General features: G+C 54.6%; 14 protein-coding genes and 5 pseudogenes. 10 read left to right on the top strand and 9 right to left on the bottom strand.

Annotated elements, in window-relative coordinates; genetic code table 11:
- The 3 genes from AACS24_RS20700 to AACS24_RS20710 form a co-directional block, all read left to right on the top strand.
- Positions 1-1252 (top strand): hypothetical protein (locus tag AACS24_RS20700; RefSeq protein WP_181364253.1); only part of this gene is annotated, 1252 nt, incomplete at its 5' end.
- A gap of 97 nt (positions 1253-1349) precedes the next feature.
- Positions 1350-2333 (top strand): Ig-like domain-containing protein, encoded by a 984-nt coding sequence (locus tag AACS24_RS20705; protein ID WP_146181440.1) that lies wholly within the window; start codon positions 1350-1352, stop codon positions 2331-2333.
- Positions 2334-2368: 35 nt separating this feature from the next.
- On the top strand, positions 2369-3697 hold the full coding sequence (locus AACS24_RS20710; protein WP_108571857.1) for an Ig-like domain-containing protein: 1329 nt from the start codon (positions 2369-2371) through the stop codon (positions 3695-3697).
- A 382-nt stretch (positions 3698-4079) separates the two neighbouring features.
- Here the strand turns inward: AACS24_RS20710 and AACS24_RS20720 are convergent.
- Both AACS24_RS20720 and AACS24_RS20725 read right to left on the bottom strand, forming a co-directional pair.
- Positions 4080-4266 (bottom strand): annotated as a pseudogene (locus AACS24_RS20720) (IS3 family transposase); the annotation flags it as partial.
- A gap of 220 nt (positions 4267-4486) precedes the next feature.
- Positions 4487-4735: pseudogene (locus AACS24_RS20725) on the bottom strand (IS5/IS1182 family transposase); the annotation flags it as partial.
- Between the two features lie 458 nt (positions 4736-5193).
- Between AACS24_RS20725 and AACS24_RS20730 the strand changes: the two are divergent.
- Positions 5194-6060: an AAA domain-containing protein gene (locus AACS24_RS20730; RefSeq protein WP_258223020.1), complete on the top strand. Its 867-nt coding sequence runs from the start codon at positions 5194-5196 to the stop codon at positions 6058-6060.
- Here the strand turns inward: AACS24_RS20730 and AACS24_RS20735 are convergent.
- From AACS24_RS20735 to AACS24_RS20755, 5 genes and pseudogenes are all read right to left on the bottom strand, one after another.
- Positions 6037-6424, bottom strand: a pseudogene (locus tag AACS24_RS20735) (transposase); the annotation flags it as partial. The gene AACS24_RS20730 and the pseudogene AACS24_RS20735 sit on opposite strands and share 24 nt — an antisense overlap.
- 722 nt (positions 6425-7146) lie before the next feature.
- A pseudogene (maiA, locus tag AACS24_RS20740) lies at positions 7147-7726 on the bottom strand (maleylacetoacetate isomerase).
- A gap of 67 nt (positions 7727-7793) precedes the next feature.
- Positions 7794-8789: a fumarylacetoacetate hydrolase family protein gene (locus tag AACS24_RS20745; protein ID WP_108571858.1), complete on the bottom strand. Its 996-nt coding sequence runs from the start codon at positions 8787-8789 to the stop codon at positions 7794-7796.
- Positions 8790-8849: 60 nt separating this feature from the next.
- The gene (locus AACS24_RS20750; RefSeq protein ID WP_445206807.1) at positions 8850-9026 is read right to left on the bottom strand and encodes a hypothetical protein; all 177 of its coding nucleotides are present in this window, start codon (positions 9024-9026) and stop codon (positions 8850-8852) included.
- 26 nt (positions 9027-9052) lie between these two features.
- Positions 9053-10081 carry an NAD(P)H-quinone oxidoreductase gene (locus AACS24_RS20755; protein WP_108571860.1) on the bottom strand — a complete coding sequence of 343 codons (1029 nt, stop codon included), beginning with the start codon at positions 10079-10081 and terminating at the stop codon, positions 9053-9055.
- A gap of 135 nt (positions 10082-10216) precedes the next feature.
- On the opposite strand from AACS24_RS20755, the gene AACS24_RS20760 reads away from it, so the two are divergent.
- The 4 genes and pseudogenes from AACS24_RS20760 to AACS24_RS20775 all read left to right on the top strand — a co-directional run bounded on the left by AACS24_RS20760 (position 10217) and on the right by AACS24_RS20775 (position 12497).
- On the top strand, positions 10217-11089 hold the full coding sequence (locus AACS24_RS20760; protein ID WP_108571861.1) for a LysR family transcriptional regulator: 873 nt from the start codon (positions 10217-10219) through the stop codon (positions 11087-11089).
- A gap of 145 nt (positions 11090-11234) precedes the next feature.
- Positions 11235-11801 carry a hypothetical protein gene (locus AACS24_RS20765; protein ID WP_258223009.1) on the top strand — a complete coding sequence of 189 codons (567 nt, stop codon included), beginning with the start codon at positions 11235-11237 and terminating at the stop codon, positions 11799-11801.
- Positions 11767-12294, top strand: a pseudogene (locus AACS24_RS20770) (DUF2931 family protein); the annotation flags it as partial. The gene AACS24_RS20765 and the pseudogene AACS24_RS20770, both read left to right, overlap by 35 nt.
- 26 nt (positions 12295-12320) lie before the next feature.
- Positions 12321-12497, top strand: coding sequence for a hypothetical protein (locus AACS24_RS20775; RefSeq protein WP_181364254.1), 177 nt, complete (start codon positions 12321-12323; stop codon positions 12495-12497).
- An 83-nt stretch (positions 12498-12580) separates the two neighbouring features.
- On the opposite strand, the gene AACS24_RS20780 is transcribed toward AACS24_RS20775, so the two are convergent.
- On the bottom strand, positions 12581-13822 hold the full coding sequence (locus AACS24_RS20780; protein WP_108571862.1) for a tyrosine-type recombinase/integrase: 1242 nt from the start codon (positions 13820-13822) through the stop codon (positions 12581-12583).
- Between the two features lie 702 nt (positions 13823-14524).
- Here AACS24_RS20780 and AACS24_RS20785 point away from each other — a divergent pair.
- A complete protein-coding gene (locus AACS24_RS20785; protein ID WP_108571863.1) occupies positions 14525-18361 on the top strand; it encodes a DEAD/DEAH box helicase in 3837 nt (1278 codons plus the stop codon).
- A gap of 110 nt (positions 18362-18471) precedes the next feature.
- Here the strand turns inward: AACS24_RS20785 and AACS24_RS20790 are convergent, their stop codons facing one another.
- A complete protein-coding gene (locus AACS24_RS20790; RefSeq protein WP_104014365.1) occupies positions 18472-19365 on the bottom strand; it encodes a DNA replication terminus site-binding protein in 894 nt (297 codons plus the stop codon).
- A gap of 527 nt (positions 19366-19892) precedes the next feature.
- Here AACS24_RS20790 and AACS24_RS20795 point away from each other — a divergent pair.
- The gene (locus AACS24_RS20795) at positions 19893-20102 is read left to right on the top strand and encodes a DUF1127 domain-containing protein (RefSeq protein WP_033114254.1); all 210 of its coding nucleotides are present in this window, start codon (positions 19893-19895) and stop codon (positions 20100-20102) included.
- The last annotated feature ends 177 nt before the right edge of the window (positions 20103-20279 follow it).

Raw genomic sequence — 20279 nt, forward strand, 5'->3', positions numbered from 1 at the left:
ATATCAAACCATGGCGATCGGTGATTATATTACAGTCACATGGGATAATGACCTTGTCAAAGAACTCCTCATTGACATTAACACTGAAATAAATAAACCAATTATTTTCTCTATTAATAAAAATGTAGATATTGGTTCTCATGCCATTTTCTACACTGTTGTGGATATAGCTGGCAACCAAGAGAGTTCTAAAACTTTAAAGATTGAAATTGTCAATGAAAACCCTAGTGAAAAATACCCATCACCAATTTTCATTGATGCTACGGATGGCAAGATAACTCAAGATAGTATAAATTCAAATCGAGGAACACATGTTCTAGTAGCTCCCAATTCAAACATCCTTGCCAAGGATAAGGTGACATTATTTTGGTCGGGGTTTAATTCAAAACATCAATTGATAAATAACGACACTTACTCTAAAAATGTTACGCAAGAAGATGTTATTAACGGGGTAGGATTTTTAATTGAATTTGATAAGTTAGAGCCACTTATTGGTGGAACTGCTACTGCATATTATAATGTCGAGCGCGATTTTTATTTTTCTAATGTTCGCTTTAGTCACAAGGTATCAAAATCTTCAATTGTTGGAATTTCCAATTCTGCATGTGTTGAAATTGTGCCTGTTGTTTTGCCAACGCAGATGAAAATGCGAATTACCACCGGTGCAGTTAATTATGACTTTAATGCTGTACACGTTACACCTTTTAATCGTGGAGTAATTAAAGGTAGTCCCGGTACAGAGTTAACCTTATTTACTAGTGGTCAAGATATCATCTTTGATGAGACTGGAGACAGTCTTTACAATGCCATCCTAGATGAGGAGGGTAGTTTAAATTTCAAACTAAAAGCCTTACATCAAGGTGGCGCCACCATTACTGCATATGAGACCAATCATCCCGATGTTCAAGTAGTAAGCACGATTAATTTTGGTCCGTATACAATGGGGACGGGAAATATTAAATATATCAATCATACTACTGGAGCACCAAATGATGGAATTACCCCGTGTTCATTTTACATGCAGGTAAATAATACGGCGGATATGAATATTACAAAAGCCAAGGTACATGTATCAGGAAATGCACTAATAGATGGATATATTAGCAACACTGCAGATATTTTATTAAATGATGATAAGTCCGCTACTATTGATATAGTAAATTCATATGCAGAGGAAGTAGTGGTTACAATTTTCCTTCCGGAGTCATCTGGTTCTCTTGTAAGAAGTAATATTGTTTTTTCAGACTTTTGAATGATTAATATGCATCTGCATATTGTATTTTGGCTGGAGTAATTCAGCCTGTTCCGACCATTAATAGTGGTTTAGTTTTAAAAAAAGGAAATATACTATGGTATCCCAAGTTACAAGTTGTACGAGTGATAAAAAACACCTTCCGAATGATGGTTCATTAACAGCAAAAATTTCAGCAGTGGTAATGGATGATGCCACCCCACCAAAGCCAGTACCTAATGCAACTGTCAATTGGACGGTGACAGGGGGAGGAAGTATTGATTCTGCAAGCTCTAAAACAGATAAAGATGGAAAGGCTACTACGATTCTGACTGGTAATAAAAATGGGATAGTGACTGTAGCAGCTACAACTAGTGATGATACTACAGGAATGTCCGCAAAAGTTTTCATCGTAACTGGTCTAGAAAAACCACAAGTACTAAATGGAGAGGATGGTACCCTTGATCACTATGACCTCTTGTTCGGCGTAACTACTATTATTCCAATTTTTGAAGTAACGAGCGATGTAGTAATTACATTTTACTGGGGAGAAATGTCTAAAGAAATTTCAATTCAGAACAACTCTCAGCTTCCCTATACAGTAGATATTTCTAATAATTTTCCATCTGAAGCGCTTAATCCAGGCAAACACCACGTTTACTACGAAGTTAAAGATATCGCATCTAACATCCAAATTTCTTCTGGCGTGGATATTGACATTGAAGATAGTGGGGCAGTATCCCCGACGTTAGAGGCACCTTCGGTACCCATGGCTAATGATGGGTATATTAATAGCGATGATGCTCTTTCTGGGGTAGTTGTTAAAGTAACCAATCAATCATTTGCTGTTGGCGATACTGTTACAGTATATTGGATCGGCACTGATTTTAATAATCAAGTCATCAATGGTTCAAAATATTCTCTTGACAAGAAAGTTACCGATAAAAATGACATTGAGTTTACCATCCCCTCTGAGAATCTCTTTTTACCTAATGGAGAAGGTTATTACGGAAAAGCGCAATGTTATTACACCTGCTCGAATGCCGATATTTTTGCGTTATCTGAAACCTTTAGCTGCAATGTAAAAACTGATATGCATTAATATTCTGATTAACGTTTAAGAAAAAGGAAGTTGTTATGAACTCAATCAAGTCTTCACTTTCCAATACGGCGCTCGAAACATCTTGCACTAGTGGCGCTAAAGCAGATGGTGTGAGTACTAATATTGCCAAAGCCGTTGTAACTGATGACAATGGCTATCTGGAAAATGCTAAAGTGGATTTCAGAATAAACAACGGGGATGCAGTGTTTTCCAATGGAAAACAAAGTACTACCATGCACACCAACTCCAAAGGGGAAGCAAGTGCGACCCTAACAGATACAACAGCGGAAAAAGTTAGCCTATTAATTACTTCTGTCGGAAACGTAGGCTCTCCTTCTTGTGAATTTACTGAATCTTCGGGTGGTGGGGGCGACTTTTATCCTCCTTATCTTCCTGAGCAACCGAATACCGACGTATATCTCACTGACTTGAGTGACCCTGTCATCGTGGATATTATCCCTTGGCCAGGAATGCAAGATGGCGATGAAATTATTCTTACCCTGAGTGGTGAAAATGCGGCTGGTTTTGCTGTGCCGGATTTTGATGTTAAGCACAGGATCTCTGACCCTACCGAAATAATTATTGCCCTAAAGATTGCCAAAAGACAATTTAATCTATATGGCGGCACCCACCAGAATGAATATGGCCGATTAACACTTAGCTATACCGTAAATGGTCAAGTGTTTGAAGGTACATCTTCACATTACAATATTTTTGGCAAAGGGATCCCTAGTGATATTTTTGTGACTGCACATGTAACGCAGAATAACCAAGTCGCAGACGGCACAGCACAAAATGTTATTGAATGGCATGCAAAAGATGAAAATGGTATTGAGCTAACAGATATTGCAGCTCTTGCTTCTGTTAGTGGTAATGCCACCCTTAATGAGTCTGATATTCTGCTGCCAGCGACACTGTACTATACAGATGTCATCGCAGAAACGGTAACTGCAACTGTAAAATTACAAAGTGGTGATGCGGAAAATCGCGTTAGTTTGACGTTTAAAGAGAAAGAAGAGAATGAGGTATGTACTCCTATTCAATCAGAGGCAGGGGATTTTTATGGAGTAACGGAACTTTTTTATAATTATATGCTTGAGAAAGGAAATACATATCAAATTCATCTGCAAGATTTTCATCAAGGAATACACATCAAATCATGTCGCCCAGGATCTTGGTTCGATCCGAATACCGACGGATCCATAGAAGGCGAACCTGATATCTTTATCGCCCCCTCAAGCCTGACTTTTACCAGCGCAGCTTATGGGAATTTTGGCTCGTTTAAAAGCAATCTATTCTTCATGGCGGATCAGAACTCCCATGGGGTTGTTTGTATCAAAAAAATCAATAGCAAAAACAGATGACTAATTTCTAATCAAAAAATCATAGAGGTATGATAAAAAGCCCCAAGTTTTATATAAAACTTGGGGCTTTCTGACAGGCCCCGGCGAATTCAGCTCTGAAGTGCAACATTCGCTCAAAAAGACGGTTCCGATTGCCCCCCTTAGACACCACCTGAGGTTGTCTGAATTCCAGACATATGCGGGGCCTGAAATTCACCTGCCGCTCGAAGGTCGATATCGCATCCGGAGTCACCAGACTCAAGTCGCTACCCTTCGGTACGGCGTTGTTAATGAGATGGTCGCCCCTACCCAAAACGGCATCAGAAGTGCCACAGTGCCACAGTGCCGATTGTCGTAGCTTTCATGGTTGGACTTACCCCACGACGGTAGACATATTCTGTCCTCACGACGAGGCCTGTTCGAAGGCCTCCGGACTGATACCACCAAGGTGGCTGTGGCGTCGCACTCTGTTATAGAACGCTTCAATGTAATCGAAGATATCTGCGCGGGCCAGATCACGGGTTTTGTAGGTCCGCTTTCTGATGCGCTCCTTTATTCAGCGAACTAAAGAACGATTCAGCAACCGCATTGACGCTCCTATGTCAACAAGCTCGCGCTGAGTCAGCTAAATCGGCCAAGATCAAAGGGTAGAGTTCCCTGACGACATAGCGTTTCAAACAACGCAGGATCTCTTTCGAAGATAAACCTTGGGCGCTACGTCGTGCGACGTACGATTGGGCTTGTGGATCTCCTCGGCGTTGTTTCCCAAATCAGCCAGCAAGTCATGACGTTCCCAGCCCCGGGTGAGCGCTACACTCGGGGCTTTCTGACAGGTAGGCCAAGGGCATTCAGTTTGTTCATCGCACACACGTAGGCCATGACCTCTCCCACTTGGCCGTTGTAGTTACGCAGGCTGATTTTCCCCGCCAGCAACTGCTTGAACCGATAGAGCGCCGTCTTTGCCAGCGAGCGACGGTGATACCCGGAGTGTTGCTTCCAGTGCGCCAGCCCTTCCTTGCGCATCACCAGCACGGCCTCATTCCTCAGGGGCCCTTTTTCCATATCCACCTTGCATGCAACGATGGCAATATGTTCTCCCTTGGAAACCGTAGTGTTTGACGTGAAGCAAAGCCGGACGCAATGCGACTAGGGATTAAAAGTACATGATATCGATTCTGGTTGATGGTGAGGACAAGACCGCAAAAATTAGCGACTGGACGATTCGCTGGAGCAATAACAGTCAAGCCCTGGAACTAACCTGCCATTTCCCCTCCAAGAAAAAATACTCTCGCCCGCTCAGTAATTGCCGAGTGTCTCCTACCCGTGAGTTGACCAATGTGCTCTTGACGAAGCCAGGTAGTAGGGGCGTCAAGCTAATCGACAAAGCGGTGATCTACGGCGAGCGATATGCCGTGGTGTACTATCCTGGCACCAGCAGGCCTTATGTCCACAGGATGGATGGCATCGTCTTCATCGCCATAACCTCGCTCAAGGACACGCCGGTCTTCGGTTATTTCATGAAGATTGCGAGTACCCGACACGCTCAAGCGCAGTCGCAGACTGATCGTAACATAGCCAGCAATGTCGTGACTCAGCTTGGAAAACTGCCAGCCATCGCCAGCACTGCCTTGCAAGCCTATTGCAACGGGCGCAACGGCACGATCGCCCCAGGTCAGGGGCTCATTTATCCGTTCGGGCTGAACGAAAGCCAGTACCAGGCCGTCGAGCGTGCGTTCAGCGCGCAAATCAGCGTGATCGAAGGCCCACCGGGAACCGGCAAGGCCCAGACCATCCTCAACATCCTCAACATCCTCAACATCCTCAACATCCTCAACATCCTCAACATCCTCAACATCCTCAACATCCTCAACATCCTCAACATCCTCGCCAATATCCTGTTGCGCAGACAGACGGTGGCCGTGTTGTCCAATAACAATGCAGCAGTGGAAAATGTCTACGAAAAGCTGGAGAAATGCGGCCTGGGCTACCTGGTAGCCAAGCTTGGCAATGAGGATAACCGTAAGGCCTTCTTCGCTAACTTGCCTGCATGGCCCTCCAATGCGCCTGGAACAGCACCGTCTCGAGAAGAGATCCAAGGCTTGCTGACCCGCCTGAAGCAGCACCTGCAAGACCACAACCGGGCGGCACAACTGCAGATCGAATTGGACGAGCTGATGATCGAGTGGCGCTACCTGCAACAGTGGCAGGCAGAAAACGGTGTTCAGGCCACGTCGTTGGACAAGTACAGGCTGACTCCGCGCAAGACTGCCGACCTCATGGCCTACTTGGCGCACCTGGGCGAGCAGCGCGTGAGGCTCAAGGACCGCATCGAGCTGCTGTTCCAATTCAGAATCTTTCGCACCAAACACCTTCAGCCCGGTTGAGTCGATGACCAAGTCGGTAACGCGTTCCTTTGGGGGCTGTCGATAAGCCACCGTCACCGAGCGTGCTCGCTTGCTGACACAGCTATAGGTCCAGAGCGCACAACGGTACATTCATCAACGCGAACAAGGAGTCGAGTAGCCCCAGGGTCGCTCGCAGAGTGAGGCTGAAAATCCCCTTGAGCATCAGGAAGGTGCAGATGGTCTGGTCAGTGTAGAGTTGGCTACGGCCCCGTCGCCCGTGATGGTCTTGGTGAAACCAGTTATCCATGGCGCCTGCATCAACCCAGAAGGTGAGAGAGCCACGGCTAATCAGAGACTTGTTGTATTGAGGCCAGTTGGTGATGGGGTGAAGCGACGTGCTCATTATGCAAACTTGAAGAGGATGGTGGTGAGCAGATCACCGGGTCCTCAGTTAGTTCCATTCAAGCTGCATCGATTTGGGCAACAACGTCTCATTGATGGTGACGCTAGAATCTTCCATTTACTTCATCACCTTCATAAGACGTGGCGGTACGCAATTCATGCCCACCGAGGCGTGACGATCTCCGGCAGGCCTGTTGCTATATGCCGCAGCCCAGGACTCACGAGAAAAATAAGATGGATAAAGCGAGCCCCTATCGCAGCCGCAACGATGGGTAGCGATAAATAACACAAAAAATCTTCCTGAATTCCATCGAATAGCCAAAAGTGGGTAGCTGATCACGCAACCGATATGTCAAATGGCGAAATAAAAATCTGAATGAACGATCGATGTTGCCATTATGTAGCGAGCTCTACTGGCGGGATGAGCCAACCTGATTGCTGGCTGGCACCCTCAAGACCAGCTGAGCGCCTGGCTGCAAATCCGGCGAGCTTAATGGGGCGCTGGCGCAGGGAAGGGCTCAAGATGAGCCTTGGCGAAGGGGCTCGCTCGTGTCACATTATTCCGGCTTGGTAGCAACGACAACACAAGGAGTGTGAGCAGAACCCCGCGCTCAACAGCCACAGCCTGCATATCCATTACCACTTTTTAGTGCGATCATCCGCCCGCGGCCCCTGCCAGGCAGGGGCTGCCATCAGCCCCCCAAACAAAGAGATGAGACAGGATCAGGGTTTGGCATCCGGCTGATTGGCGGGGTAGTCATCCAGCGGCATCTCGTAGCGGCGAGCGTTGTAGACTTGGGGCACCAGCATACAGTCGGCCAGGGTCACCTCGTTGCCGACACAGTAGACACCGGCTGTGGTCATCAACAACTGCTCCAGGGCGGTAAAGGTCTCGTCAATCCAGTGGCGATACCTGCGGGACTCCTGCTCCTTGCTGGCGCTGAAGTGCTCCTGCAGATAGGTGAGCACCCGCAGGTTATTGAGAGGATGGGTATCGCAGGCGATCATGTTGACGATCTGGCGCACCCGGGCGCGCGCCTGGGGGGCCGAGGGCATCAGGGAGTAGGCGGGATAGGTTTCGTCGAGGTACTCCATGATGGCGACGGACTGGCCGATCTGCACATCCCCCGTCCACCAGAAATGGCACCAGCTCCTGCGGATTGATGCGGCGATAGCCCTTCTCGCGCTGCTCACCCTGGCGCAGGTTCACCGGGTGCTGTTCATACTCAAGCCCCTTGAGTTGTATCACGATCCGCCCCCGAAAACTTGCCGATGAACGCCAATAGCCAAACAACTGCAACATACTTGGTCCTTCCTTTGTCAGCCGACAGGCAGCTTGGCCACCTGTCGGCCCCCTCTCTTGGGGATCATCACCCTGTCTGGCCATCGCCTTGCACCACTTGCTGGGAGAGAGTGCCAAACAGACTCTTGCCATCGCGATCCTGCATGGTGATGTCCACTCTATCACCAAATCGTAAGTAGGGTGTTATGGCTTGATCACAATCAAGAATTTCCAGCATGCGGCGCTCGACGATGCAGGATGAACCGGCTCTGCGATCGTAGTTGGAGACTGTGCCCGAGCCGATGATGCAACCCGCCCCGAGCGGTCTTGTCTTGGCGGCGTGGGCAATCAGCTCGAAGAAGTTGAAGGTCATGTCCACCCCGGCATCCGGTGCGCCAAACAGAGCGCCATTCAGATGGGTGCGCAGGGGCAACAGCACCTTGCCATCGCGCCACTCATCGCCGAGCTCGTCGGGGGTGATGGCGACCGGCGAGAAGGCGCTCGACGGCTTGGACTGGAAGAAGCCAAACCCCTTGGCCAGCTCCCCCGGAATGAGGTTGCGCAGGCTCACGTCGTTGACCAGCATCAGCAGTTTGACGTGTCTGGCGGCCCCTTGCGGGCTTACCCCCATCGGCACATCGTCGGTGATGATGGCCACTTCCGATTCGAAATCGATCCCCCACTCTTCCGAGCCCATGACAATCGGCCCACGGGGAGCCAAAAAGCTGTCGCTCCCCCCCTGATACATCAGGGGATCGTGCCAGAAGCTTTCGGGCATCTCGGCGCCGCGCGCCTTGCGCACCAGCTCCACATGGTTGACGTAGGCGCTGCCATCGGCCCACTGGTAGGCACGCGGCAAGGGAGAGAGGCAAGACGCTTCGTCAAAGGGGAACGCCTCGGCCGCACGGCCCTCGTTAAGCTGCTGGTAGACAGCCTCAAGCTTGGGGGCGATCTCAGCCCACTCGTCGAGGGCAGCCTGCAGGGTCGGGGCAATCTCGCTCACCCGCACCGCCCGGGTCAAATCCCGGCTCACCACCACCAAAGCGCCATCGCGCTTGCCACTGTTCAATGTTGCCAATTTCATAAGCGATTCCTTATTTGCCTGGGTAATCCCCCCATTTCTAGGGGCATTCAAAAGTAGAGGTCATGCAGCCTTTGCCAGATGCTGCTTCGGTGTATAGCCATCTAGCGCCATGTTGGGCCGTTCATGGTTATAAACCCACAGCCATTGGATTCGCGCGCCAGCGGGCAGCTCGCGCACCGCGATCACGGTGCGGGCCGGCAGGTAGGCCGGGAAGTATTTGGTATAGATGGCATCCACCTCGGCCTGCTCCACGATGGGCTTTATCAATCTGACGACAACGGCGCCATGGTTAACACCAGCTTGCCGATATGACGGCCTGAATCCAGCAAATGGTGGGCGGCGGCCGCCTCATGCTGGGGGAAGGTCTGGTAAACCTGCGGTTTGACCTCGCCCCTTTCGATAAATGGCCAGACATGAGTTTGCAGCTGGGCGATAAGCTCGGCTTTTTCCTGTGGGGTCCGCGAGCGCAGGGTGGAGCCGATATGGGTCAGCCGCTTTTGCAACATGGGAAACAGATCCAGATTGGGGGCGGCGCCCGCAATAATGCCGATCTGGACTATGCGGCCATTGATGGCTGCCGCTGCATAGTTGCGTGCGACATACTCCCCGCCAATGATGTCGAGAATGATGTCGGCGCCATGGCCATCGGTGGCAGCATGCACGGCCTCGACAAAATCCTCCTCCTTGTAGAGCACGGCCACATCCGCGCCCAGTTTGATGCTGGCGGCCTGTTGCTCGGGTGATCCGACTGTGGTGATGATTTTGGCGGCGCCAAATGCCTTGGCCAGCATGGTGGCGGTCGTGCCGATGCCGGAGGCTCCGCCATGGATCAAGATGATCTCCCCTTTTTTAAACTGACCCCGTTCAAACATATTTGACCAGACCGTCATAAAGGTTTCCGGCAGCGCCGCGGCTTCAACAAAGCTCAATCCGGGCGGCAGGGGCAGGACATTGCTCTGGTGGGCGACGCTGTACTCGGCATAGCCGCCACCCGAAATCAGCGCGGCGACCTGGTCGCCAATCTTGAGATGGGCCACTTGATCCCCCTTGGCGACCACGACCCCCGCGACCTCTAGCCCGGGAATATCCGATGCCCCTGCCGGAGGCGGGTAGAGCCCTTTGCGCTGCATCACATCCGGCCCATTGATGCCGGTCGCATAGTGCCGGATCAAGACCTCATCCGGCTTGGGCGCTGGTGTGGCCCGGGTGGTCAGTTGCAAGACATCGGGGCCACCGGGCTGGGTAATTTCTACCGCGCTCATGGTGGCGGGAATGGAATAGGCGTTATGCATCAGCGGCTCCTTGTAACGAGGTGATATGAGGTTCCCCGGATGGGATGAGCACCAAGATAGTGGAGATTGTTGATGAATAAACGCAGTATTATCCCTCACCTGTAATGCAAAAATGCATTCCAACCGGGAGCTGTGATGAACTGGGATGATGCGAAAATTTTTCTGGCGTTGCATCGGGAGGGAAGCCTGCGAGGCGCCGCCCGTGTGGTCGGGGTCGATCAGGCCACCATTGGCAGACGGATTGCCGCACTGGAGCATCGTCTGGCGGCCACGCTGTTTCTCCGTACATCCAAAGGGTATGTGTTGACTCATGTCGGCGAGATAGTGCTGGCCAGCGCCCAGCAGATGGAGCTGGCGGCCATTGATTTTGTGCGGGCGGCGCAAGGGGTCGACAACCGTCTGGTCGGGGAGGTTAGCGTGGCGACCACAGACACCCTGGGGATGGATTTTCTGATACCGGCCCTGACCGAGCTGCATCAGCGTTATCCCGATATCAGGGTCATCCTCAATACCTCGACCCAGGTGGTCAATCTGTCCCTGCGGGAAGCGGATATCGCGATCCGGACGGTGAAGCCGGACAATCCCGACCTGATTATTCGCAAGCTGGCCTCCTGGCCCGTCGGGTTGTATGCCTCTGCTGACTATCTGGCGCGCCATGGTATACCCGAAGCGGGCACCGCTTTTGCGGGCCATTCGCTGGTGGTGTATGAGCCCCAGTGGCAGAGCGCGCGCTCGCCCATGATGCTCGAAGAGGCGGCCGAGGGGGCCACGGTCGCTGCAGGGGTCAATACCAGCCTGATGCTGCGTCAGGCCCTGTTGATGGGGCTCGGGCTTGGCGAGGTGGCGGTTCCGCTCGCCGAGCAAGCCGGGTTGGTACGGGTCTGGCCCGAGCGGCAGTTACAGCAATCCTACGATGTGTGGCTGGTAACCCATCAGGATGTGCAGCATGCCGCGCGGGTCAGGGCAGTCATGGATGCCATCGTCAGGGCATTTGCCGCGATGGCCTAAGTCTGGCGGGCTCTCTGTTCAGGTTTTGTCGCAGCGCGGTCACACCTCTTGCCATCGTCATGGCGGTTGAGGGAAAACCCTCATTTACTTGGTCTTTGACAGTCAATACTGTGAGACCGAGTCCACCACTACTGGAGCCTGACCCATGACTGATATGCTTGTTGGCGATAAACAACCGACCCCGGATCCGGCAGAGCAGAATGCTTTCTTTCCGTCGACCTACTCCCTGAGCCAGTTCACCTCGCGAAAGTCTGATCTTGCAGGAGCTGACTATCCCGCCCCCTATCGGGAGGGGCGCTGGAAGATCCTGCTGATCGGGGCCGATGAGCGCTATCTGCCCACCGACAACGGTACCCTGTTTTCCACCGGCAACCATCCGGTCGAAACCCTGCTGCCCATGTATCACCTCGACAAGGCGGGCTTTGCCTTTGATGTGGCCACCCTCTCCGGCAATCCGGTCAAGTTCGAGTGGTGGGCCATTGGAGGCGGTTGCCAAGCGATGAAGTTGTCGTCCTCGCCAGCCAGTGCGCTGCAGGTTGCGGTGGCGCTGGAAGGGTGTCAGCGGCTGGAGGAGATCCAGCAGCTGGTGCGCGCCTTTGCCATCCCGCTGGGGTATCACCGCTTTGCGCTCTTCTCCATCAGTGCCAGCGAGGAGGGGTGGTTGAGCACTTCTACTGGCTGGAGGGGGAGTGGCTGGAGATCTGCTTGCTGACCGAATCAAGGGGCAGCGTTACTATTGGGCGGGCGGCGGTGGCCTGCCTACCGATGGTGTTCCCGTTCCCGATAAGGCTGTGATTGAGATGGTTTCGTTCCATGATCGCAAGCGCTACCGCATCAAGGTGGATCTACCTACCGATCTAGAGCAGAAAATGCGTCAGGTGTATTTAGTCGAAGGACGTCATGATAGACGAAACCGCCTCTACTTTGGTTTAGCTCCTGGTGGTTATTTCGAGGTAATGCTAACCGGAGGAGGATTGCAACTTGGCCCTGACCTACTGCTTGCTCGTGGTATCGCCGAAGAGGTGACCGATGATTGGTATGATCAGAGAGTGTCGATAGTGCGCCAATACGGTATGGATGATTTCGACAAGAAATATGGCGAGCTATTCAAGCAACACCCTGTACCGCTCGGTATGGATTGGGCCCCGATCATGGACGCTTACCGTGCCGCACAGCCCAAGACAGATACCGATCCGGTCAATTGATTTGGATTGCGGTTTACGAGGTATCAATGAAGCAGTACCAAAACTGGTTGGCCCAGTATCTGATTTGCCGTCGTGATAACGATCATGCCATGGCCGCAGAATTGGCCGATAGCATCTGTGCTTTCTGGCAGGCCAGAGGCGATAAGGCTGAGCATACCAAGTGGCAGAAGGTCTATCAGGATCACCTGCAACAGACCACCTGACAGGCAAGGCCAATGGCCAGGGAAGGCGCCGCATCAGCTTTATGCCCATCAGGTGGCTGCGTAGCATATCAGGCTAAACGAGCTCATAGAAGGAAGCGCCTGATGGCCGCTTCCTTCTTTTCAACCTGCAAGTCACCAGCCACAAACTCAGCCCACGCATTCATCATGGGCCGACGCTGGTCTAACAAGTCTGTGCGGTGGTACGCAGCTTCTACCTTGTTTTGTACGGTATGAGCTAACGCTCGTTCAGCGAGATCACGCGCATAGCCTTGCTCACTGCACCAATCGCGAAAGCTGGAACGAAAGCCATGTGCCGTTGCCAGACGGCTAGGAGTAGAGCTTGGCGCTTTTACCCGTCGCAAAAATGTCGTTAGTACCATGTCTGATAGGGGAACTTGATCCCGTGGTGAAGGGAAGACCAATTCATCATGCAACCCCTGTAATCCCATCAGGATCTCGACAGCTCGAAGAGATAATGGGACGCGATGCATTTGTTTGGCCTTCATGCGCTCCGCTGGCAAGGTCCAGATCTTTGCTTCCAAGTCTACCTCTGACCACTTCATTGCTCTGACTTCACCTGAACGGCAAGCCGTCAGGATCAAGAATTCCAGCATTAAGCGAGTTACATCGTAACGTTGTGTCGTCCTCAAATGCTGTTGAACAAAGGCGGGAATGTCACGCCAGGGCATGGCCGGTTGGTGCTCTGTACGCACGGATTTACTGGGTTGTAGTGGAAGCAAGTGATTCACCACATCAACTGGATTTGCTTGGCAGTGACTGTGCGCCCAGGCCCAAGCCATGACCGCATGCAGCCGCTGTTTCACACGGCTGGCAGTTTCAGGGATCTCCAACCAGATCGGCATTAAGACCTCAGCGATCTGCGCAGGAGTGATGGCTGAGATTGAGTTCTGGCCAATCATGGGGAATGCATACTGCTCGAGCGTCGAGATCCACTGTTTGCCATGTTTGGGGTTTTTCCATCCAGGCAGCAGTTTGGAGTGAACTTCTCGAGCCGCAGCCTCGAAGGTTGGGATAGAGGGTTTGCTCTCTTCCGTACGTTTGAGTTCGAGTGGGTCAAGGCCATTGGCGAGTTGCTCTCGCATCTTCTGTCCTTGCTTGGTGGCATCGGCGATGGATATCTCTGGGTAAGAACCTAATCCCGCATTTCTGCGTTTGCCGGTCACTGGGCTGACATAACGAAGCACCCAGTTGCCACGACCTTTAGCCGTTGATGGATGAAGTGCAAGGCCTGTTACGCCACCATGTGCAACCGCTTTGTCACCCGGCTTGAGATTACGTGCTTTGGTATCGGTAAGAAGTGCCATAGGGAAGATTCCTTGATAATGTGGCATGCCATTGACTATGCCATCCATTGTGCCATTTAGTGCGGGGTAGAGTCATTTGTAGTCGGACGGTGTTGGACGGTTATGTCTATAAGGTGCTGATTTTAATTGTATATGTAGGGTGTGGCTGGTTTTGGTTGGATATGACTCAGGCGGGCTGTCTCTCCGCCAAATAGTGACTCGGAACAGTCCGGGAAATACCTGAAACCCGCATAGCTTATGGCTCTGCGGGTTTTTTGTTTTGCTTACCGGGGCTGCGTTTGATGTTTTCTGGTGTTGAAAGGAGTTATCCGGGCAAGATGAGTGGTTGATAACATCAAACATGGAGCTGTCAGCCAACAGGCGATCAGCACTATGGCTTCTGGTCGCACTGTGACTCATTTGGCTTGAACTGTGCAATTTTCCTGCTTGAAATTTGAAAGCGCTTTCAGAAATCCTTTTCAACTGTGATCCGCTTCAAAGCTTTTTGAAGCGCCAACCTCTAGCATTGGCTCCACGAATTAGGGGCTAGCGCTCCCGATTTTCCCGCTGTGGGAGATAACTGGTAAATCCGGCTATTTCCTTCGTTACTTTCGACGGTCATCACGGATGGCCGTTTTTTTTTTGAGTTATTTCACTGTAAAGGGTCGAGTGGCCGGCGCTTTACCGTTAAAATTCCGCTTTTGCATCTGCCCGTGAGTTTTGATGTCTGCCTCCACCCTCTCTTCGGATAGTTATCTCCTGCTCAGTACCTTGCAACTGCAGCGTGTCGCCAGTACCCGTCTGTTACAAGAGACGCTGGAGGCGGGCCATGAGCTCGCCAGCCACCTGACCCGGCTCCATGACGCCGGCCTTGTCAGATTGCGTGGGGAGCAGCAGTGGAGCCTGACTGCCGAGGGGACGCTGGCGCTGATCCTGGGCGTGCGGGCCGGTGTGTGCGCCGCTCCAGACTGGAGCCGGGTCTCCTCGGTGACCGGTCAGGATCTGGTTCACGGAGTGGTGCGCGAACTGTGCCGGGGCAAGGCGGGCGAGATCCCGGCCTTCTTCTCTCCCGGCGAGCTGCTCACCCTGCTCGATACCCCCGATGCCCATCAGCTACTGGCCGGCTCCAGCCCTGCCTGGCAGCAACTGCTGCTGGAGCACTTCTCGCTGCAACTGCTGCTCGATGCCCCCTATGAAGAGCGCTGGCCATTGGCGAGTGCACTGACCCGCTGTGCCCCCGAGGTACAGGTGCAAGGGCGGGCATTCGAGGCGGAGTGGCGCTGGCTCTGCGGTGATGGCGAGAGCTCCGACTCCAGCCTCTTGTGGCCTGCTTTGCAGGCGGTTGCCTCGCAAGGAGAGAGCGGCCCGCTGGGTGAGCGGCTGCTCACGGCCCTTGGTCAGTGGCAGGCCGAGGGTCATGAGGGGCAGTGGCCCCGAGCCTTCAGTGCCCTGCTCTGGCTTGGCTGGCTGCAACAGGCTGACCCCGTTATCGCCAGCGAGCAGCGCAAGAAGTGGCAGCGCAGCCTCGGCGGGCAGTTTCCGCTGCTGGCCGACCTGCTCAGTCAGTGGGCCGGGGAGCGGCACGGTCAGGCGGTCGGGCTGTTCGATACCCTGCAACTGCCGGTAGAGGAGCTGCACTGGGGCTACCTCTGGCTCGATCTCTGCGCGCTGGCCCGTCACGGCGTCCAGAGCCCGCAGGTGGCCATGCTGCACAAGTGGGATCTCTCCCACCTGCTCGATGCCGAACCCCATCACCGGTTGATGGCGTTTTGTCAGGATCTGCTGCGCCTGCTGCTGGGCGAGGCGGCCACAGGGGCGCCGCTTGGCCAGCTGCGCAGCAGCGATGCCGATGATGACGCGGAAGAGGAAGATTCCGGCGAGGAGAAGGGGGCCGCCTCCGCCAGCTGGCTCAACTGGCTGCAGGGGCTGGGCCGCGCCAGTGGCGTTCGCAAGCCGCAGGAGCGGCTGGTGTGGCTGCTCCATGCCGATGGCCCCGAGCTGGAGTGCAAGATCCAGAAGCTCAGTACCAAGGGGGAGTGGACGGCGGGCCGCCGGGTCGATCCCACCCTGCTCTCCACCCAGTATGCGGCGCTGCTTGATGAGCACGACTGGGCGGTGGTACGCACCCTGCCGCGGGTGATGGGGCGCTTGCCCCGGGATGTCTGGGCGCCGCTCGCCGACCATCCGCGCCTGTTCAACGCCAAGGGGCAGAAGCTGCAGCTCGCCATCACGGCGCCGCTGCTGCAAATTGTGGCGACCGAAGAGGGGATGAGCGCTCTGCTGATCCCCGCTGCAGCCGCGCGCGGCGCTCACATCATGCCGCTGGCGCAGGATCTGTGGCAGCTCATCCTCACCCCGCAGCCGCTGCTCGACCGCTTGCCGGCGCTCGAATCCATCCCGCTGCTGCCCGCCGAGGGGATGAGCGAGTTGCAGCGCACCCTTGACGGGATCGCCGATCTGCCCTGGCACAGCCAGGTTGAGGGATTGCACGGCAATGCAGAACTGGCCCCCTGGCCGGGTATTCCTTCGGTGCAACTCGATTGGCAGGATGGCCAGCTGGCGGTCAAGCTGGTGACCCGTTTTGACGAGCTGCCTCCCCAGCCTCTGGGCAAGGGGGAGACCATCATCCGTCAGGGGATCAAGGGCAACCACTACTGGCAGCGCGATCTCGCCGCCGAGAAGGGGCAGGCCCAGCTGCTGCGCAACCAGCTTCCCATCGATCTGCCCGGCAGCGAGTGGCGCCTCGAAGGAGAGCAGGCACTGGCGCTGGTCAATGCCCTGCCCGAGCTGGTGGATGCCGGTGTGGTCATTCACTGGCATCAGGACAGTGCGCGCCTCAAGAGTCTCGATGAGGCGGCCCTGAGCCTGCGCATCGAGCGGCGTCAGGACTGGTTTCAGGTAGAGGGGGCGCTCGCCCTTGATGAACACCAGATCCTCGACTTGCGCCTGATCCTGCGCCAGCTGACCCCAGGCCAGCGCACCGTCCAGCTCGACGAAAAGACCAGCCTGATGCTGAGCGACAAGCTGGTGGAGCGGCTCTCCATGCTGGGGGCCATGCTCGACGACGAGCAGCGGATCAACCACAAGCTGGCTTACCCGCTCACCCGTCTGCTCTCGGTCATTACCACCGAGGGGGACGCGGCGTGGCAATCCCTGCAGCAGGAGTGGCAGCAGGAGGTGGCCTGTCCGCCCGAGCTGCTCACCGCGCTGCGGGATTACCAGAAGGAGGGGGTGCGCTGGATGGCGACCCTGGCCCATCACGGCTTTGGCGCCTGCCTGGCCGATGACATGGGTCTTGGCAAGACGCTGCAGGCCTTGATCGTCCTGCGGATGCGCCAACATCTGGGGCCGGCGCTGGTGGTGGTGCCCAAATCGGTGGTCACCAACTGGCAGGAGGAGGTCGCCCGTTTCGCCCCCGAGCTGGAGGTGGTGATCTTTGACAATCCCGCCGAGCGCGAGCGCATTATTCGCGATGCCAAAGCGGGGCAGGTGATCCTTATCAATTACGGCATGCTCGGCAGTCTGGCGGAGGCGCTCAAGGCGCGCCGCTGGTCCTCCATGGTGCTCGATGAGGCGCAGCAGATCAAAAACGCCGGTACCCAGCGCGCCAAGTTGCTGTTCCAGCTCGACGGCGATTTCCGCCTCGCCCTCTCCGGCACCCCCATCGAGAACCATCTGGGGGAGCTGTGGAGTCTCTTCACCTTTATCAATCCGGGGCTGCTCGGCAGCCTCGGTGAGTTCAAGCGCCGCTTTGGCAAGGCGGTCAAGGATCCCCAGCACATGGCCTTGCTGCGGGCGGTGATCAGCCCCTTTATCCTGCGCCGTCTCAAGCAGGAGGTGTTGACCGAGCTGCCGGACAAGACCGAGATCATCCACCACATCAGCCTCTCTCCCGAGGAGCGTCAGCTCTACGAGGCAACCCGGCGCGAGGTGGTGCAGCAGGTGCAAAGTGCCGATGGCCGTGCCCTGATGCACGTATTGAGCGGGTTAACCCGATTGCGTCGGCTTTGCTGTTCGCCGGAGCTGGTGATGCCCGAGTGGTCGCAGACCAGCAGCAAGCTGGATGAGGCGATGGCCCTGCTGGAGGAGGCGATCGATGGCGGTCATCGGGTGCTGGTATTCAGCCAGTTTGTCGATCTGCTGAGCCTGCTGCGTGCCCGCATCGAGCAGAAGTCCTGGGACTACTGCTATCTGGATGGCGGCTGTTCGGCCAAGGCGCGGCAGGACTCCATCCTGCGTTTTCGCCACGAGGCGGTACCGCTGTTTCTCATCAGCCTCAAGGCGGGGGGCACCGGTCTCAACCTCACCCAGGCCGATACCGTGCTGCACCTCGATCCCTGGTGGAACCCGGCGGTGGAAGATCAGGCGAGCGATCGGGCCCACCGGATGGGCCAGACCCAGCCGGTAACCGTCTATCGGCTGGTGTGCGAGCAGACGGTGGAGGAGAAGATTGTCGCCCTGCACGACGAGAAGCGGGCGCTGGCCGATGGTCTGCTGAGCGGCCAGTCCGAGGTACGCGGGCTGGATGTGGAGAGCCTGCGGGCCCTGCTGATGAGCTGATCCGCTGTAGCACCAGCGACATGGCCATGCCATATGAAAGAGGGGAGCACATCTTGCCGATGTGCTCCCCTCTGTCGTTTCTGCGTGCCGGTTTTAGCAGGCTCGTCGCGTTAGCCCTGATAGAGGTAGAGGTGCAACCGCTCGATGATGGGCTCGCCACCAATCTTGCGATCCCGCCGCGCCTGCCGGCTTTTGGGGGGATAGTTGCCCAGATGGGTGACTGCGGGCGGGCTGTCCGAGCAGAGCAGCAGTGGCAGGCTCGCCTTGATCTGCTGCTTGCGCGGGGTGCGATCCTGCCAGAGCAGGTTGATCATCGGGTGGGTCTTGACCGGGCGGCGGATCCGCAGCTCGGCATCGGCGGGCAGGCGGCGAATGTCGTACACCTCCTGATCCACCATCTTGCTCCACTCCTCGTTGTTGGAGAGAGCCGGTATGTAGCGGCGGCTGCGCTCCAGCATCTCCAGCACCTGTTCGCGGGTGAGGCGATTGATGGTCTGCTTGTCGGCCCAGGTAAAACCGAGGGAGTGGAGCTCTCCATGTAGCCACGTCAGCTTGCGGTAGACCTGCAGGGTGATCACCCCGGGCAGGGCGGTATGTACCAGCTCGAACTTCTCGTCCCGTCCGCCAGCTTGCTGTACCAGCGCCTTGAAATCGAGCTTGCGCTGATTGATCTCCTCAACCAGCGGCTGGATCAGCGGAGCGGCGGCGGCGGGAAAGCGCAGCCAGCCCGGCAGACGACGGGTGGCCTTGGTGGAGCAGCCGGGGCGGGCGCTGTGATCCCGATAGGCTGACAGGGTGGCAGCCAGTGCCTCGCCGCCGCTCAGGTAACCCACCTCAATCTGGCTGATGGGGTCGTGCTCTTCGCCTTGTGCTACCGGGGGGAGGGGATAGACATGGGCCTCCTGCAGTTCGAGCTGGCCGAGCAGGGTGGCAAGCTGATCCAGAGAGGCTTCAATGGCCTCCATCTGTTGACGCAGGGCGGCGGTAGGGGTAAAGGTATCCATCGATGATCCTGTGGTCTGACCCGCTGTTGACGACATCAGGTATGACATCACCTGCGGGTAGCAAAACTACTGTATAAATAAACATACCAGCATGCGGCTGGAGTGCCAAGAGGCACTTTGGGGAGGGGGCAATGTGCGCCTCTGAATGGGGATGAGGTGCTGGTTTTATTTATGTTTCAGTATGTTAAATAAAGATCGCTATGAGATCATTAAATTAACAATTTCGTGTAACTCCGCTGTTGCCAGCTGTTCACACCTTGTCCGCCCCTGCATATGTAAAGCAGTAAAATGCATATATAGATGGGTTCCATGCAGCACAATATGCTGTGCGACTCTGCTGGCCAACCGTTAAAATAATTAGTTGTTTAAAATCAAAGCGTTAAAATTAAATCCTGCCGTTTTTAGACATTAGATTTACTAATGTAACGTATCAAAATTCGTCAATTGAGTCGGTCTGACTCCCTGACTAAGCTTTGCGCATCAAATTGAAGCCCAGTGCGTAAACAAATATTCAGAGGAGCCACATCATGGCCAACATGACTTATACCGAAACCGGTTACCAGCATTCCAGCCAATTGAATCTGGTTGCTCGCGTTAAAATGACCGTTCTGACCTGGCTGGATCGCAGCCGCAGCCGTCGCCAGCTCTCCGAGCTGCCCGAGTACCTGCTCAAAGACATCGGCCTGAACGAAGCTGACCGTTATCAAGAGACCACCAAGCCGTTCTGGCGTGGTTGATCAGCCGGGCATGGATGCCTCGTCTATCTGCTGACCTTGTATGCTGACTGCCGGGTGACATCAGGTCACCCCGTCAACCCTGCTGTTGTTTGCCCCGTTATTGCCCTCGCTTCCCCTCTTTTATATCCCTCTATTGTTCCACCCATTACTGCCGTTTTACCTTGTCGCAATTTGTAT

The organism is Aeromonas sp. HMWF016 (assembly GCF_963878195.1).
GTDB classification, from domain to species: Bacteria; Pseudomonadota; Gammaproteobacteria; order Enterobacterales; family Aeromonadaceae; genus Aeromonas; species Aeromonas lacus.

Excerpts from the sequence above, each read along its gene's own strand:
- AACS24_RS20705 (WP_146181440.1), top strand. The coding sequence starts at position 1,350 with ATGGTATCCCAAGTTACAAGTTGTACGAGTGATAAAAAACACCTTCCG.
- AACS24_RS20710 (WP_108571857.1), top strand. The coding sequence starts at position 2,369 with ATGAACTCAATCAAGTCTTCACTTTCCAATACGGCGCTCGAAACATCT.
- AACS24_RS20730 (WP_258223020.1), top strand. The coding sequence starts at position 5,194 with ATGAAGATTGCGAGTACCCGACACGCTCAAGCGCAGTCGCAGACTGAT.
- AACS24_RS20745 (WP_108571858.1), bottom strand. The coding sequence starts at position 8,789 with ATGAAATTGGCAACATTGAACAGTGGCAAGCGCGATGGCGCTTTGGTG.
- AACS24_RS20755 (WP_108571860.1), bottom strand. The coding sequence starts at position 10,081 with ATGCATAACGCCTATTCCATTCCCGCCACCATGAGCGCGGTAGAAATT.
- AACS24_RS20760 (WP_108571861.1), top strand. The coding sequence starts at position 10,217 with ATGAACTGGGATGATGCGAAAATTTTTCTGGCGTTGCATCGGGAGGGA.
- AACS24_RS20765 (WP_258223009.1), top strand. The coding sequence starts at position 11,235 with ATGACTGATATGCTTGTTGGCGATAAACAACCGACCCCGGATCCGGCA.
- AACS24_RS20775 (WP_181364254.1), top strand. The coding sequence starts at position 12,321 with ATGAAGCAGTACCAAAACTGGTTGGCCCAGTATCTGATTTGCCGTCGT.
- AACS24_RS20780 (WP_108571862.1), bottom strand. The coding sequence starts at position 13,822 with ATGGCACTTCTTACCGATACCAAAGCACGTAATCTCAAGCCGGGTGAC.
- AACS24_RS20785 (WP_108571863.1), top strand. The coding sequence starts at position 14,525 with ATGTCTGCCTCCACCCTCTCTTCGGATAGTTATCTCCTGCTCAGTACC.
- AACS24_RS20790 (WP_104014365.1), bottom strand. The coding sequence starts at position 19,365 with ATGGATACCTTTACCCCTACCGCCGCCCTGCGTCAACAGATGGAGGCC.
- AACS24_RS20795 (WP_033114254.1), top strand. The coding sequence starts at position 19,893 with ATGGCCAACATGACTTATACCGAAACCGGTTACCAGCATTCCAGCCAA.